The organism is Paenibacillus nanchangensis (genome assembly GCF_046543445.1).
Classification (GTDB): Bacteria; Bacillota; Bacilli; order Paenibacillales; family Paenibacillaceae; genus Paenibacillus_AQ; species Paenibacillus_AQ nanchangensis.
The window spans coordinates 205,139-220,788 of sequence record NZ_JBHOFD010000003.1 but is presented as its reverse complement, the minus strand read 5'-3'; the positions used below and the strand labels follow the sequence as shown (position 1 = coordinate 220,788).

At 49.6% G+C, this 15,650-nt stretch carries 10 protein-coding genes; 1 reads left to right on the top strand and 9 read right to left on the bottom strand.

Annotated features, from left to right (window positions below; genetic code table 11):
* Positions 1–73 precede the first annotated feature (73 nt).
* From ACE6ED_RS03530 to ACE6ED_RS03515, 4 genes are all read right to left on the bottom strand, one after another.
* On the bottom strand, positions 74–1,096 hold the full coding sequence (locus ACE6ED_RS03530; protein WP_410825576.1) for an SGNH/GDSL hydrolase family protein: 1,023 nt from the start codon (positions 1,094–1,096) through the stop codon (positions 74–76).
* 97 nt (positions 1,097–1,193) lie between these two features.
* Positions 1,194–2,732, bottom strand: a complete 1,539-nt coding sequence (locus ACE6ED_RS03525) for an extracellular solute-binding protein (RefSeq protein WP_410825575.1) — start codon at positions 2,730–2,732, stop codon at positions 1,194–1,196.
* A 120-nt stretch (positions 2,733–2,852) separates the two neighbouring features.
* Positions 2,853–3,764, bottom strand: a complete 912-nt coding sequence (locus ACE6ED_RS03520; protein ID WP_410825574.1) for a carbohydrate ABC transporter permease — start codon at positions 3,762–3,764, stop codon at positions 2,853–2,855.
* A 32-nt stretch (positions 3,765–3,796) separates the two neighbouring features.
* Positions 3,797–4,708: an ABC transporter permease gene (locus tag ACE6ED_RS03515; protein WP_410825573.1), complete on the bottom strand. Its 912-nt coding sequence runs from the start codon at positions 4,706–4,708 to the stop codon at positions 3,797–3,799.
* A gap of 251 nt (positions 4,709–4,959) precedes the next feature.
* On the opposite strand from ACE6ED_RS03515, the gene ACE6ED_RS03510 reads away from it, so the two are divergent.
* A complete protein-coding gene (locus ACE6ED_RS03510; RefSeq protein WP_410825572.1) occupies positions 4,960–7,209 on the top strand; it encodes an AraC family transcriptional regulator in 2,250 nt (749 codons plus the stop codon).
* Here the strand turns inward: ACE6ED_RS03510 and ACE6ED_RS03505 are convergent.
* The 5 genes from ACE6ED_RS03505 to ACE6ED_RS03485 all read right to left on the bottom strand — a co-directional run bounded on the left by ACE6ED_RS03505 (position 7,187) and on the right by ACE6ED_RS03485 (position 15,546).
* Positions 7,187–8,827 (bottom strand): hypothetical protein, encoded by a 1,641-nt coding sequence (locus tag ACE6ED_RS03505; RefSeq protein ID WP_410825571.1) that lies wholly within the window; start codon positions 8,825–8,827, stop codon positions 7,187–7,189. The two genes, ACE6ED_RS03510 and ACE6ED_RS03505, sit on opposite strands and share 23 nt — an antisense overlap.
* Positions 8,828–8,974: 147 nt before the next feature.
* Positions 8,975–12,043, bottom strand: coding sequence for an alpha-mannosidase (locus tag ACE6ED_RS03500; RefSeq protein WP_410825570.1), 3,069 nt, complete (start codon positions 12,041–12,043; stop codon positions 8,975–8,977).
* A 24-nt stretch (positions 12,044–12,067) separates the two neighbouring features.
* Positions 12,068–13,690, bottom strand: a complete 1,623-nt coding sequence (locus tag ACE6ED_RS03495) for an extracellular solute-binding protein (protein WP_410825569.1) — start codon at positions 13,688–13,690, stop codon at positions 12,068–12,070.
* A gap of 33 nt (positions 13,691–13,723) precedes the next feature.
* The gene (locus ACE6ED_RS03490) at positions 13,724–14,620 is read right to left on the bottom strand and encodes a carbohydrate ABC transporter permease (protein WP_410825568.1); all 897 of its coding nucleotides are present in this window, start codon (positions 14,618–14,620) and stop codon (positions 13,724–13,726) included.
* An 11-nt stretch (positions 14,621–14,631) separates the two neighbouring features.
* Positions 14,632–15,546 (bottom strand): ABC transporter permease, encoded by a 915-nt coding sequence (locus ACE6ED_RS03485; RefSeq protein ID WP_410825567.1) that lies wholly within the window; start codon positions 15,544–15,546, stop codon positions 14,632–14,634.
* Between the last annotated feature and the right edge of the window lie 104 nt (positions 15,547–15,650).

The window sequence follows — 15,650 nt, the reverse complement described above, 5'->3', positions numbered from 1 at the left end:
ATTCACTTCAGAACATTGACCCAAGATGCCCAGCACTGCACAGGGAAATCATAATGTCCCTGCCGGTGCGGTTTTAAAACACACATTCCGTGGCTTTGAGCGGACGTTCTAGTAACTTCCACCCCGTCTTGGCGGAGATAAAAGCGGCAAGCTCCCAGCCCATTCGGTAATGCGTCTGGTAGCCGGGATGATACCGGCCGCCCCAACCTTCCACCTCTGGATGAATCAGCCCCAGATCAACCGCATACACCTTCCCGTTTCCCCTCTGATTAAAATAGGAAACCACCTTGTTTACACTTGGAAGATAGTTGTTATTCATGGTTCCGACACAGCAAAAAACATAGGGGTCGTTATATTTATCCAAAATAACCCGGATGAAATCTATATAAGCCGCAATGTACTCTTCATCATCAATTGGCGTCGAATAATCGTTTTGACCCAAATTAATAACAATGCCTCCAGGGATATATCGTAAAAAATCCCATGGTTCCGTCCCTTTGCCGAGCGTTCCGCAAAAATGCTCCGGCAATCCATTCCTGTTCCCGACCGCATCCTGCAATACGCCAATTCCGCAAATGGCCATCGTGTGGTATTCCGCATTCAGCATTCTGGCGCTGATTCCGACATAGGACATATACCCGTCATCCAGGTGCGGGGCTTCAGCGAGCTCATGCGGATGCCCGATCCCCGCTCCATCCGTAATCGAGTCTCCAAAATATTCAAGCCGGACGGACTTGGATGCAGGCGGAGCAAGAAAGCTTCCGCCATCAGGCGCAGCAAAACCATGAAATGTAATCCGGCCGGTCAAAATACCCGTCCGCTTGTGGATTTCCAAAGTGTGTTCACCATCCGGCAGTCCCTGCTCAAGTACGTACTCATGAACCCCCTCCTTGAGATTTATCCAATTACGGGCGACGCCATCCAATACGATTTCAACATAATCCTCGCCGCTGGAATCTTCAGCGGTCATAGAAATGGCTGTGCCCCGAAAGGCAACAAAAACAGCGCTGTTTACCCATCCGCATGCCGGCTTTTCTGTGACAGTTAAATCAAATCTCCCCATCAGCCTGGCATACTGAGCAAAATTAAACTCCAATGCAACTCCTCCCTCCAGTATCTTTACCTTCTTAGGCCTAGACTCTTGAGCCCGCCCCATATCTAAGGACTCTTGTCGAACATCAGTTTAGTGAAAGCTATTTTGCCAAAAAAGCATCAATCTGGTTTTGCAGCTCAGTCTGGATTTTTTTGAGCACCGCTTCCCCTTCCGCTTTAAACTTGGCGAAATATTCATCCGGATCCAGTGCGCCGTTAAATAATCCGCTGTAATATTTGGCTTGGATGGTCGCAAACTGGGCTACTTCATTTTTCACGGGTGTCGGATCGAAGGTAAAGCCTGTCATAACATCCTTCGTGAAGTTATCGGCTTGCGTAATGAATTGGGTATACTGCCGGGTTTCTTCGTCGGTGCCCACCCACTCCCGCTCCAGCATAGGGTTAAGCATGAGCTGGAACGAGACGATGCCGCCATCGTTGTTCAGCGTGTCGTATTGGTGTTCACCGGCCGACTTCCAGTTCACCCCTTCAATCCCGTGTTCCAGAAGATCATAATTCTCCTGCCGGTTCGCCCAATCGAGGAACATCATCGCGCGGTCCTTATGTTTGCTTGTTTTCACAATGCAAATGAAATTATCCATTTTGAAATTCGAAAGATTTTTCCCCGGCGTCAGATCAAACAGGCGAACGGCTTCAAGCTCGCCGTCCGGCACAACCTGCTTCAGCTGGTCGTTGTAGGATTTAGGAATGCCGAAGGCCATTTGCGGCGTGGCCGCTACTTTGTTTTGGAGCTGCAATTCCCCTGGGCTGCTTTTATTCGTCAGCACATCCTGCGACATGACTTTATCGGTAAACAGCTTGCGGACGTCCTGAATGCCGGACCAGATTTTAGGCTCCTTGGTTTCAAAGAAGTTATATACCGTCCCGTCATTGCCCTTGTAATACAGCATCAAACTGGCACCTGCAAAATTCGTTGGACGGATATTGACGCTGGTATCGTCCCGGATCAGCCAGTTGACCCAGCTATAAGTGACGTCATCCGCGCCTGCGAGGAGCGGCGTAATACCGGGATTATGGTCGCGAACGGCGTAGAGATAAGCTTTCAAATCCTCATACGTTTTTACGGGCGGCAGGTTCATCTGCTCCCTCAAATCCTTCCGGATGAAGACCGACCGCTGCTGGGTATAAGCGCTGCCCAAAGGAACGCCATAGATGCTGCCATTAATCTTGTTGGCGTCCCACATTTGCTGCGGCCTCGTCTGTTTCACATGGGGACCGTACTTTTCCAGAAGTTCGCTTAATTCCTCGTAATAGCCTTGGGAAGCCATCGTGTCCAGGTGCAGCCATGGCGCATCAAACATTAAATCCACTGTCTCTCCCGAAGCCAGCATAACATTGGTTTTCTGGTTCAGGTCGGCAAAGTCGATGAAGGTAAATTTGACCTGCGTATTGATCTCTTCTTTTAATCTCTTGTTGACTTCTGCCAATACCGCATCGTAGTTCGCCCCTTTCGCCCCGGGAATTACAATCTGCAAAGTGACTGGCTCAAGGGAAGATGCGCCATTCCCTCCGGAATCATTAGGCTTCGCTTCCTCTCCGCCGGCGCCAGAGCACCCCGATAAAGCGATTGTCAGACCAAGCAGCGCTGTCCCCCAAAATTCACGTTTCAATTTAGCCATGTGATCTATACTCCCTTCCATTCATCATTTATGTAGAAGCGGCCGGTCCAGTCCTTTTCCATGGGTTTGGCACTTCATTGGCACTTCATTGGCACTTCATTGATACTTCATTTCCCTCACTCAACCCTTTACCGAGCCGAGAGTCAGGCCTTTGACAAAATATTTCTGCACCATAGGATACACAAGGATAATCGGACCAATCGTCAGACAGACCGTTGCCAGCTTCACCCCTTCCGCCGGCGGCAGCGTCAATACGTTCCCTTGATTAAGCGAAGTTAGCTGCATTTGCGACATAAGCTGCCGAAGCAGCAGCTGGAGCGGGTACAGATCGCTGTTATCAATAAACAGAAGCGACAGCCACCAATCGTTCCAGTATTGCAGCGCGTAGAATAAGCTGATTGTCGCTATAACCGGCGTAGAGATCGGCCGGATAATTTTGAAGAAAATCATCCATTCCCTGGCGCCGTCTATGCTTGCCGACTCGTTTAACTCATAAGGCAGCGAGCGGTAAAACGAGACCAAAATAAACGCAAAAAACGGATTCATGACATAGGGGAGCACCAGCGCCCACAGCGTATCTTTTAGATGCAGCCACTGGACAACCAGAAGATAAAAGCCGACGAGTCCCGAACCAAAAACCATCGGCACATAGGTCATAAACGAAAGGAAGCCGCCGTACCGGTTTTTTGGATGGGCCAGCACGTAAGCAAACAACGCAGTAACGACAAGGCCGATAACCGTCCCGATTGCGGTTACCGCCAGGGTGACACCATAACTGGTAAACATTTGTTTGCCTTGAAGGAGAAAGCGGTACGACTCCAAAGTAAACTCATCAGGCCAAATCGTGTATCCGTTTACGGCTAAACTCCGGGTGCTGGCAAACGAGTTGATCACCATCAGCCAAAAAGGAAACAAACAAATCAGCGCAAAAACAATTAAAAACAACCCGAACAGCAGTATCGCTATTTTATCGTAAGTCCCGTTTGTCCGCCGGACATGTGCGGGCGGGATCATCGCAACCGGACGATTCATATACAGTCACCTCCCCAAATGATGCGTAAAAATTAAAATAATCTGGAGTCCTTATCGACTTTCCGGACAAGCGCGTTAAACGAAACTACAGCGATTAAACCCATAACCGACTGGTAAAACACGACAGCCGATGACATGCTAAAATTGCCAAGCTGCCGTAAAGCCCGATAGGAATAGGTATCGATGACATCCGTCGTCGGGAACAAAATTCCGTTGTCCCCGATTATGCCGTAAATCATCCCGAAATCCCCGTAGAAAATCCGTCCGACGCCCAATAGGACCAGGATAATGATTTGCGGCTTCAGCAAAGGCAGCGTAATGTATTTCATCTGCTGCAGCCGCGTGGCTCCGTCCAAGCGAGCGCTTTCATAATAGTCTGCGGAGAAACCGGCAATAGCGGCGAGCAGAATAATCGAGTAATAACCGGCGCTTTTCCAAATTCGGGTTAAGGTTAAGATAATCGGCCATACCCATGGGGTCTGGTACCAATCCACAGCCAGGAGTCCGCTCATGCTAAGTACTCGGTTCAGCAGGCCATCCGTATTATTAAAAAGAATAAATGCCATATACCCTACAACAACCCAGGAAATAAAATAAGGAAGGAACACGACGGACTGGATTGTACGTTTAAACCACTTCAGACGAATCTCATTTAAGAAAAGAGCAATAAGAAGCGCAAAACCCATCTCAAAAATAATAAACAGCCCATTCAAATAAATCGTATTGACCGTTACCTGAATCCAGTCGCGATTGGAGAAAAAGAAGCGAAAATTGTCCAGCCCCACCCAATCACTGCCCCATATGCCCTTGCTGATTTGAAACTCCTTAAATGAAAGCAGATGTCCCGACAAGGGGATGTAAGAAAAAACCACAAGAAATACGATTCCCGGTATCGCCATCGAATACAAACCCCGGTTTTTTACAAGATCCTTTAACACACTCAATTTAGGTATCCCTCCATTTCTGTCTGGTTTGTCTGATGCGGCCGTATCCTGACAATATTTATTTTGAACAGAAGGCTGCCGGCGGAATAGTCCTCATTATGTCACGAGGAGTACTAAACTTCAGGATCAGGTTATCCTCGGGCTGCGCGAAATCATCCTAAATTGTATTTTGTTAAAATAAGGACTTCTCACGGGAGTCAGGATATGATTGAGTAAGGAGTATCAAAATGAGCATGGGGTGCCGGAATGATATGAAGATCAAACCTGTTTTGCAAAAAACCTATTTTCGCACCTTTCTCCTGTTGACCACCGTTCTGATTTGTTCCATGATCCCTTTCGTTTATTTCCTGTCCGCGGAATTCGCGAAATACACCATGCTGGAGGTGCGCAGCAACTCGCAGAACGAAGTTAACAACCTGGCTTCAAAGGCGGAGATGATTTTCGGCAATTTAAGAGCCTACGGGCTCAGCATGTACGCTGATCAGAATATCCAGAACTGGTTCTTCAGTACAAGCGAAGATCCGCTCATCAACCATGCCGCTCTTGTCGCCCAATCCAACTTCATGTCTACCGAACCGCTCATCCAGCAGTCGTATCTGATTAATTTGAAACGGAGTCTTGTTGTCGATTCCAAAACCGGAATTGTCCGGTTTGAGTCCTTTGCCGACCAAAACATGCTGGACCGGGTCCAATCCTTCCACCGCCAATATTTGCGTTTCTTTAATCATTCCCGGGATGGTTTGGACTCCCTGGCCCTTATTTTGCCGGCAACCCCCGAGAAGCCGTCCGACTTTCATCTTGTGCTGTTGATTGATAAACCGCTGCTGTCAAAGCTGCTGTTTGGCCAAACGATCCCCTCGGAACAGGATCTGCGAATACTCGACGAGCAGGGCACCCCCCTGTTGGGCACGTCAAATCCATCGTTGGACGAGCAGCTCTACCCAGCAGGACGTGAACACCCGGGCAGCGGTTTCCAGGTCCGGCTCCCCCATCAGCGATGGTTCGTCCATACCGCCAAGCTGAATGTCGAGAATTGGACATTGTACTATTCCACCGAATATCATATTTTAACTGCCCGCATTTCCTTATACCAGCAAAAATTGATAGCGTATACACTGCTGCTGTTGGGCATCGTTTCGACGTTGTTTTTCTGGAGTTCGCGCCGTTCCTTGCGTTCTATCACCTTTTTATCGGAAAAGCTGAAGAACAAGCTGGCCCTGGCCAACGCGGCACCTGATGCCAAACCGGACATCCAGTGGATTAATGACAGCATTGACATGCTGCTGAACAATGTGGAGCAGCTGCATGCCTCCATGAGAGACCAGTCCGAGCTTGTCCGGACGGAATTTCTGGCCCAGTGGATGCTGCACGGAACGCCGGGCACCCAAAGCTACAAATATATTCAGACACAGACTAAGCTTACTTCCTGTAACGTGTTGTTTTTGGCGGTTCTGCGGATCGAAGCCTATACGGACTTTTGCGAACGATATGACTTTCCATCCCGAAAATTGATCAAATACGCCATCCGCAACATCTGCGAAGAAGTCATTGGCACCGGCTCCTATGCGGCCGAAGGGCTAGATATGGGCGGGGATCATCTGATTTTGGTCATCGGCGGACATGAACCGGACGAACCTCAATTGCAGCGTCTTCTGGAAGAAGCACACGAGCAGGTGTCGCGTATTCTGGGTATAGCTGCAACCGTCGCGGTTAGCAACGCCTACGACTTCGGCGCCAACTTCCGGAACGTATATCATCATATCAGCGAGTTGACGCTGCTGCGGTTTCTTAACGGGGAACAGCAAATTTTCCTGGAAAACGATTATGAAGAGTTTATGGCAGGTTATCCTTCCGCCTCCGAGGCGCTGGAGACCACCGAAATAATCAAGGCAATCCGCCGTAGCCGCCCGGAGACCGCGCTCCTTTTGCTGCGCCAGCAGATGAAGCACATTCAGGAGCTTCCTTATCGGGACTGTAAGCTGAACTTGACCTATTTCACTTACGATTTGCTCAAAAACTTCAACAAATCCAGCGTCCTGCACGAGATTAGCAGTATCCATCAACTGCTGGAACGCTACTCCACGCTGTCTGATTTCCAGACATGGCTGGAAGGAATCGTCACGACGCTTGCAGCTGAAGCTGAAGCACCCAAATCCTCCAGCCGCAAGGAAGAAATCGTCCTGGAGATCAAAGAATATGTGGACAGCCACCTGCAGGATGCGCAATTGTCGATTGAGCAGGTGGCCGACAACTTTTCCTTTTCCGTGAGTTATATCCGGCAGTTATTCAAGGAGATCATGAACATGTCGTTATCCGAATATATCCTCCAGGAACGAATCGAACGGGTAAAAGAAAAACTGGTATCCAGCCAGCTTTCGGTACTGGAGATCGCGGATCAATGCGGCTTTTTATCTAAAGGGCATTTTTTCTCCGTATTTAAGAAATCTACGAACCTTACACCAAAGCAGTATCGTGAACTCAACGGGAACTCTTCGGGATAAATGCCGTACTTTGAACCGGTTCAAGCCCCAGTTTCGGATTCGCGAGATCGAGCTTATACATCACTTGATTGTAGTTGTAGCGCGGTGTCGGAACATGATTGGTGAACGTATTTGTATACGTACCCTCGAAATAGATAATCCGGCCGCCGTCTATGCTGAAATTTTTGTGCTGGGCTACATTGTAAAAGGTGTAATTGTTATGCGTTACGATCTTTTTGGCATTTGTCCAAGGGCCTTGCGGCGCTAAAGCCTCCGCATACCAGATTTCACCGAGCCCCGAGGTTTTGCCCCCCAGCTGCTGTCCGATCATCACGTAACGCTGCCGGTATTCGTTCCATTCGACAGCACTTGAGGCGATTTCCACATTTTCACCCGTGTCGGCATCTTTTAATTGATAATAACGCAGATCATCCGCTTGGATCAGGCCTAAATCGACCAGTTCCTTTTCTTGATTTTGTTTCAATGGCGGGGTGTTCTTTTTCCAGCCCCATACCAGCTTGCCGTCCGCATCGCGTTCGAGTGATGTTTGAGCCCCGTTATATGAGGTCCCCGGCGTCAAACACGTAAATGATTCGTATTGGGTATAATCAATGATGGCATTATAGCTGGCGGCGACCCGCAAATTTGGCATCCGGTGTTCGGTAAACAGCCAGTAGCCTGATCCATTCTCCTCATAATATGCCGCCTGGCCGCCCGGATGGCGCCAGTCGTCTTTGGACGGAAACTGAACGACCTGTTCAAATTCCTTTGTATTGTTGTTAAAGGCAAGGATGCCGAAGGCGCTGAGTTCGGGATTATGCGTGCTGTAGCCGGCAAGCAGACGCTCCCGTCCCGTGTTGTCCTTGGCGGTCATTAAACCGAACACCCAGGCAATTCCGGCGCCGTCAGGCAGCTGCGGTACCAGGCTTTTAACAAAACCGTCCTCTTGTGTAAAATAATCCAGATTCACGCCAACCTCCGGGTCCAATCCGCCATTTTGCGGCAGCCGGGAAGTCGCTCCGGTCACACGGAAGTTCCCCAACGGATAAGCCGGCCGGTCGGTATCGCCCCAGAACCAATACAGCTTGTTGTTGTACACAATCGTCTGCACGGAATCCTGTCCCATAACCAGGCCGTTGATTAGCGGCTCCTGAATCGGCGTCTCCAAACCAAGCAGCACGCTGTCCCGGTAAATGCCTTGGCCTGTAGTCCGGTACAGCCGCTCGGCCATGTTGACCCGGTTCATTTCAATTGTGGTCCTGCCCCCGTGTGTAATCTGTACGGCCTGGCCGCGGTTGCCGAACATATCGGCAGGGAAGTCGTAACCGTGGCTCGACAAATGGAAGAAGACCGTCTGGTCCATCAAGCCGGGTTCGTCAAAAGCCGCAACACCGGCGCTGTCCGTGTAATACAGCACATTATTTGTCGTCTTCAGTTCAACGAGCGGGATGCCCCGGCCCGTCTCCGCGTCCACAACCTTGATCATAAACGGCTTGCGGACGGGTTTCTTTTCGCTGCTCTCGGCCTGCCCGGCGCTGCTTTCGTCCGGCTGCGACGCCAGCGCGGCGCCCGGCGTTATCATGACCGTCAGCAGGATGCAAATCCATGTACCCGCACTGAACCACTGTTTCCTTTTCATTTCATTTACCTCCCGGCCATTGTTGATTAGATAAAATGAAAACGCTGTACTGCCGAACCCCTTCCGGCAAACCGCAGCGGATCTCCCGCATATCACCTCCCCTCATATGGGCAGCGCTATGCTGTGCAATGGATAATGCAGCTAACGTCAGATGTCCGCCCGCATGTCCGTCCCATGGAGGCGGCGGACTGCCTGGAGCCGGATTGTCTTCACTTCAAACGGACGGAACTGCAGCAGTACCTTATCCTCTTCGCAAAGCAATTCCGTATTTTTCTCCTCCAGCATATTGGCATCATATGCCGCTTTTACAGACAGCCCAAAGCAAAGCTCGCATGTTATCGAAGCTCCCTTGCTCTCGTATAGACGTACGATCCAATCGCCCGATCCGTCTTCGGCAAGCTTGACCGTCTCCGCGATCACATTGGGCTGGCTGACCGAAAGCAGCGATTGCACCCCTAGTCTCCCTCCAGACACAAGGCTGACAGGATAATTCAGCTCATAGGCTTCCCGGATGACCGGACTTTCAAAAAATGCGCCGTTCCAGAACGTGAATCCATAAGTAAAATGGTGTTCCCCTTGATCGGAGGTCTCATCCGGCCACGTAGGCGCGCGAAGCAGCGTTAAACTCAGCGTGTTATCGTTGACCGATATCCCGTATTTACAGTCGTTCAGCAGCGCGAAACCGCGATTCGCTTCGGCAAGCGCCGTCCACTTATGCTGAACTACTTCGTAGCGGTCCGCATCATGCGGTCGGGAAGCATGATTTGGTCTTTTGACGTAACCAAACTGAATTTCCTGCATGGACTCGTTGGTATGAACGCGAACCGGGAAATCGACTTTCAGCAGCTTGTTTTTTTCGCGCCACTGAATCGTCGTGTGGAATTCAACCCGGCGGCTGCCGGCGCGTAACCGGATATCCTGCACCATAGCCGATTGATTCAACTCGCGTTCAACCCGAATATTCGCAAACAGCGGGCCGTTTGCGGTAACCGATACCTTGGCGTTTAAATGCAGCTCAACGGGAGCCAGGCGGTAACGCCGGTCGATCTCCCAAGCATCAAAATCCGAATTTTGATCCCGGTACATCCGCATCACATTGCAGCGCCCAGCCGCCCATTCCGTGCCGGTCTCCTTGTCAAAAATACGCGTAATCTCACCCTGTTCATTTATTTCAAGTGCTATCCATTCGTTCTCCATATGGAATTCCGTTGCATGAACTGCACAGACTGCGGGAAGCTCCGCCTCTTCATATTCTGCCATGTACGTCGACCAGCCTAAGGAAGGCGCCTCGATTTCGGCGTAGCGAATCCCTTCGTGCAGTTGTACAGGAGCAAGCGATCCATTTGCGTTTACAATTCCAGGAACACCGGCAGGGAGTGCAACCAATTCTTTTCTTGGCCAGGACAACGAATTAAAGACGGTAACGCGGGAAGCGTCGTCGTCAGTGAGCGCCTCCCTTATATCTGCAGCCAACTCGTACACGTTTTTGCTCAGTTCCTTCAGCGCAAGCTGTGCCTCCTCATGAACGCGGTGGATCGAGGAACCCGGCAAAATATCGTGGAATTGGTGCAGCAGCAAAATTTTCCACAGGCTGTCCAGCTCCGCGTAAGGGTAAGAACGGTTATGCAACAGCTCCGCCGCAGCACCCCAAAGCTCCGCTTCGCGGAAGCCGATTTCCGCTTTCCTGTTCAGCTTTTTGATGAGCGCCTGGGTCGTATACGTTCCGCGGTGAGCGGGATAATAAAGCTCCCCTACATATTTGACATCGGGAATGCCCTTTTCCATCTGATCCTCAAAAAACGCAATCGGCGAGCCATGTTTTGTCTTGGGGACGCCCTCCAAATTGCCGAGCCTGCGCATAAATTCAAGGTCATCGCGGTTAGCGCCGCCGCCTCCGTCGCCATGCCCGAACTGCGTCAGCCGCGTGGATATCCCTTCAAGCTGGACGCGGTCGTTCCACTGATGGATTAAGAACGACGGATTGATCCGGATGGGGTAGTAGTCGCCGTAGTTAAGCAGATGCGACAAGACCTGCGAACCGTCAATCCCCTCCCACAGGAATGTGTTATGCGGGAACGGGTCCGCTACATTGTCATAAGTACCAAACAGCTTAACGGAACCAAAATATTTAATTCCGCAGCCCTTCATAATTTGCGGCAGGTTCCCGGAATAGCCAAATACGTCAGGCAGCCACAGCATTTCGTTGTCCACGCCGAATTCTTCCCTAAAAAACCGTTTTCCGTGTATCACCTGCCGGATCAGGCTTTCTCCGCCGGGAAGGTTGGTGTCGGGTTCTACCCACATCGAACCTTCGGGGATGATTTGACCTTGCTTCACTGCCTGTTTGATGCGCAGGTACAGCTCGGGATAAAGCGTCTTGACCAGCTGGAACAAATACGGCTGGCTTTGGGTGTAACAATATTCGGGATATTCGTCCATAAGCGCTAATTGATTGGACAAGGTCCGTGCAATTTTCCGTTTCGTCTCCGCGATCGGCCACAGCCAAGCAACATCCAGATGGGATTGTCCCATAAGGTACAGCGTGGGCGCCGTTGAACCGTTTATGCAGGCCAATAGCGGCTCCATTAACTGGCGGCAATACTTGACGTTTTGCTCCAATAATTCCTGACGGAGGGTCAAGTCGATATGTGCAAACACTTGGGTTAAACAACGGTCAATCTCCGCAACGCGAAGGGATTTGGCATCCAGATGATTCCGAAGATCGTACAGGCATTCCAAATCAATAAAAAACTGATAGACTTCCTCCTCAAAAATGCAGAGCTGCGACTCTCCAAACACCGGCTGGACATTCGTATGGCCTGCGTAGGCTTCCGCGACAATATCAAACCGCTCACCGGCTGCCGCCGACCGGGTTAACGTTACGTAGTGATGGTTAAGATCCTTTGCTCCGCTCACCCTGCCGTTAATGTAGACGGTTGCTTCAGAGCCAAAATCAAGCAAAGCTGCAAGCCGTTTGCCTTCAGCCTCCTTTGGCACAACAACTGTCGAGCGAAACCAGCCGTATCCCCAATTTTCTCCCCACCGCTGCCCCGGGGCGATTGCCTGGAACGGCTGTCCCTCCAGTTCATGAATGAACAGCTGTTCATTTGTTGTGAAACCGGTAAAGCCGATGGAAGCGATTTTTGTTAACATCAATTGATCTCTTTTATTCAGCAGTTTTTCGGTATGGAATAATATCTCTTTTTTTTCACTCATGGCTTCTCACATCCTAAGGTTTGGTTATCTTTGTTCCGCTCTTTTCGCTGCATCATTATAGATTTTCAGCGCTTCCTCAATGTCTTCCATTGTTTTGACTTTATTTATGAAGGCCTGCCAATCCTCAAAGCTGTTTTTGCCCGCAACGAATTTGGCCTGCTCTTCCGTAACAAATGTCTTGATCGGGTTCATAATTTCCGAGACCCGCTGGCTTTCATCGCCTGTTAGCTGAATGGACGGCTCATTCAACCAGGAAGGGACGTAATCGTTGTCCGGCATCGGCAGACTTGTCAGGAACTCCGATTTCTCAATCGGCACCTCTTCATATTTGCCATTAAATACGGTATAGTCGGTTGCGGCAAAATCCACGAACGCTCTTGCGTCACTTACCATCTGCAGGCCGGGGTTGTGGTTCCGGCTGGCGCGCATGCCGTATTTATCGCCTTCCAGCCATGGATCTTTGGCCTTTTTAAGCGAGTCGACAAAGGTCGGAACACCGTCATCCCCAACGGTATAGGTCGTACCTTCGATCCCCCAGGTGATGAGTCTGATCATTTCCTCCGAATACTGGTAATCGATGAATTTGATCAATTCTTCGGGCTGCTTCACTTTTGAGCTTAGCGCGTACGCCCCCCAGCCAAGATCAGGGGTATTGCCGTTTACGACTTCCTGCCAAGCTGTCCCGTATTTCGGGTTGTCGGGATACAGCGAAACCGCAAAAATCTTCCCATCGCCGGCCGTTCTTGTGTATTCGGCAGGAGTTGTAAACCACTGCGTCAGCCACATGAGGTTGTCGCCGTTCAGCGCTTTTCTTTTTAACGTATCGTCCGTATCAATTGTATATTCGGGATCCAGCAGCTTTTCCGAATACAGCTTATTTGCAAATTGCAGCGCATCTTTATACCCTTCTTCCAGAACGCCGTATACGTATTCCTCGCCGTTCCAGAATATTTCGTCCCGCAGATGGTTCGCGGAAAACAAGGATCTCAAGCTGTTCCACTTGGTGGCGACGGGATATTTGTCGGGATAAAGCTGTTTCAGCTTTTTGGCAGCCTCATAAAACTCGTCCAGTGTTTCCGGAATTTTGATGTTATTGGTTTTGAACACGTCATACCGGTAAGCGGACGTATTTTGTATAAGCATGCCGCGGTCCTCGGGGAACCGGGGGGTGGAGGTTTCTTTAAAGGTGTACATCTCGCCGTCGGAGTTCGTTACCCGCTTGATCCCGTTTTTCACCTTGCTAATGTAGTTCATGTAGCTAGGCATCAAATCTTTATATTGGGCTAATTCGAGCAGCTGGCCCTGCGCGGCCATTTCGCTTGTATCATAAAATAACGGTGTCACAAAAAAGTCCGTCAGATCATCGCTTGCGATCATCAGTTTGACCTTCTCGTCATATTCGGATGATGGAATATAGTTATATTCAATCTCCACCTTCTTGCCCATATAAGCTTCCATGCGTTTGTGCCATTCTTTGCCCACCAGGCTGTTCGGATTATCCACGCCATTTGCGGGCAACGTTACCGAAAAGCGCATCACTTCCTGATTCTCCCCATCGGTCACCGGTTTTTCTGATTGCTTGGAACAGCCGGAAAAAACCATCAGCACAGCCAGCCCAACGACCAGCAGTTTCAGCAGTTTGTTCATTCAAATCCCCCTCATCTGCACGATTAACGCACCCTAACCTTTGATGGAGCCGACGAATATCCCTTTGGTGAAATGCTTCTGGAAGACCGGGTAGATACACATAATCGGAAACATGGTAATAATAATGACGCTCATTCGTACCGCCTTCGGATCCAGCGTTTCCCCCGGGGCATTAACAGCGACCGCGCCGCCCCCCACCCTTCCTTGAATGGCAGTTGTATCCAGGGTAAACAAGTAGTTTCGCAATACCATCTGTAATGGATATTTCTCCTGATCCCGAAGATAAATCAAAGCTTCAAACCAGCTGTTCCAGCTGCCAACCAGACCAAATAAAGCAAAGGTGGCAAAAAGCGCCTTCGACAGCGGCAGAATGATTCTGAACAGAACAACCAGATCATTTGCCCCGTCGATATAAGCGGAGTCCTTCAGCTCAGCGGGTATATTGAGAAAAAAGGTACGGAACAAAAACACATTATAAGCGCTGATTGCGCCGGGAAGAATCATCACCCAAACCGTATCCAACAGATTTAGACCGCGCATCAGCAGATAGGTTGGGATCAAGCCGCCGCCAAAAAACATGGTGATCATGAGAAAGAGGGTAATAAATTTTTTGCCGGCAAATCCCGGGATCGTGAGCGGATAAGCCATCAGTGCCGTAAACAGCAGCATAATGCCCGTAGAGCCGGCGGCATAGATAATGGAGTTCAAATATCCTTTAAAAATGTACGGATCGCGAAATACAGTTGTATACGCTTCCAAATTAAATCCTTTGGGCCATACCGTTACGCTCCCGGCGGAGATATAACGTGCGCCGCTTAACGATGTTGCGATAATATGCAAAATCGGATACAGCACAACAATCAGGATGAACAGCATGATCACCACATTGATCACATCAAACACTCTGGAACCGAGGTTAGCCTTTTTCAACCCCTCACCACCTAAAACAAACTTGTATCTGATACTTTCCGGCTGATCCAATTGGTCAGATAAAGAATAATAAAGGAAATAACCGACATAAATAATCCAATCGCCGTCGTGTATTCGTATTGGGCGCCCAGTATACCTTGCCGATAAACATAAGACCCGATGACATCCGCTACTTCATAAGTCTCAGGCGAATAAAGCAAGATGATCTTCTGGAAGTCGTTCCCGAGAATTCCTCCTACGGCAAAAATCAGCAAAATGATTGTTGTCGGTTTAAGCGACGGCCAAGTGATATGCACCACCTTTTTCCACCGGCCTGCGCCGTCCACCTCGGCAACATCATACAGGGTAGGGTCTATTCCGCTTAATGCGGCAAGGTAGATAATTGTACCGAATCCAACTCCCTGCCAGATGCCCGAAGAAATGAAAATGGTCCGGAAAAAGCCCGGTTCAAGCAGAAACATGACAGGATCGCTGCCGAAGAAAGCCGCGATGTGGTTAAACAAACCGTCTCTTGCCGTAAATTCCTTCAGCATTCCCGCAACAATAACAACCGAAATAAAATGCGGGAAATAGGATACCGTCTGAACAAACTTCTTAAAGCCTTTATTCCTCAGTTCGTTAAACAGCAGAGCCAATATAATCGGGGCCGGAAATGACCAGAATAAAGTATACAAACCCAGAAGCAGTGTATTTTTTAAAACCCTGAAAGCCATGGGATCGTTAAAAAAAGAAACAAAGTATTTAAGTCCCACCCACTCGCTGCCCCAAACCCCTTTGGACGCATTAAAATCTTTAAAAGCGATCAATATTCCGTACATGGGAAAATAGTGAAACACCAACAGCGTCAGGAAGCCGGGAAGCACCATAAGATAGAGATAGCGGTGCTTAACGATTCTGGCCACCAGCCTGTTATGGGTTGTTTTCAAATAAACACCTCCTGGCTGTTTACGTGCTGTGTCCGGAGAAGGTTAATCTCAAGCTCAACCGCTGTACGAGCCCGGGCATTAGGTTTTTCTCATATGTAAGCGCA

Bases quoted from the DNA above. Each gene is read 5' to 3' on its own strand.
- ACE6ED_RS03520 (WP_410825574.1), bottom strand. From the start codon at position 3,764: ATGAATCGTCCGGTTGCGATGATCCCGCCCGCACATGTCCGGCGGACA.
- ACE6ED_RS03495 (WP_410825569.1), bottom strand. From the start codon at position 13,690: ATGAACAAACTGCTGAAACTGCTGGTCGTTGGGCTGGCTGTGCTGATG.
- ACE6ED_RS03500 (WP_410825570.1), bottom strand. From the start codon at position 12,043: ATGAGTGAAAAAAAAGAGATATTATTCCATACCGAAAAACTGCTGAAT.
- ACE6ED_RS03525 (WP_410825575.1), bottom strand. From the start codon at position 2,732: ATGGCTAAATTGAAACGTGAATTTTGGGGGACAGCGCTGCTTGGTCTG.
- ACE6ED_RS03510 (WP_410825572.1), top strand. From the start codon at position 4,960: ATGAAGATCAAACCTGTTTTGCAAAAAACCTATTTTCGCACCTTTCTC.
- ACE6ED_RS03505 (WP_410825571.1), bottom strand. From the start codon at position 8,827: ATGAAAAGGAAACAGTGGTTCAGTGCGGGTACATGGATTTGCATCCTG.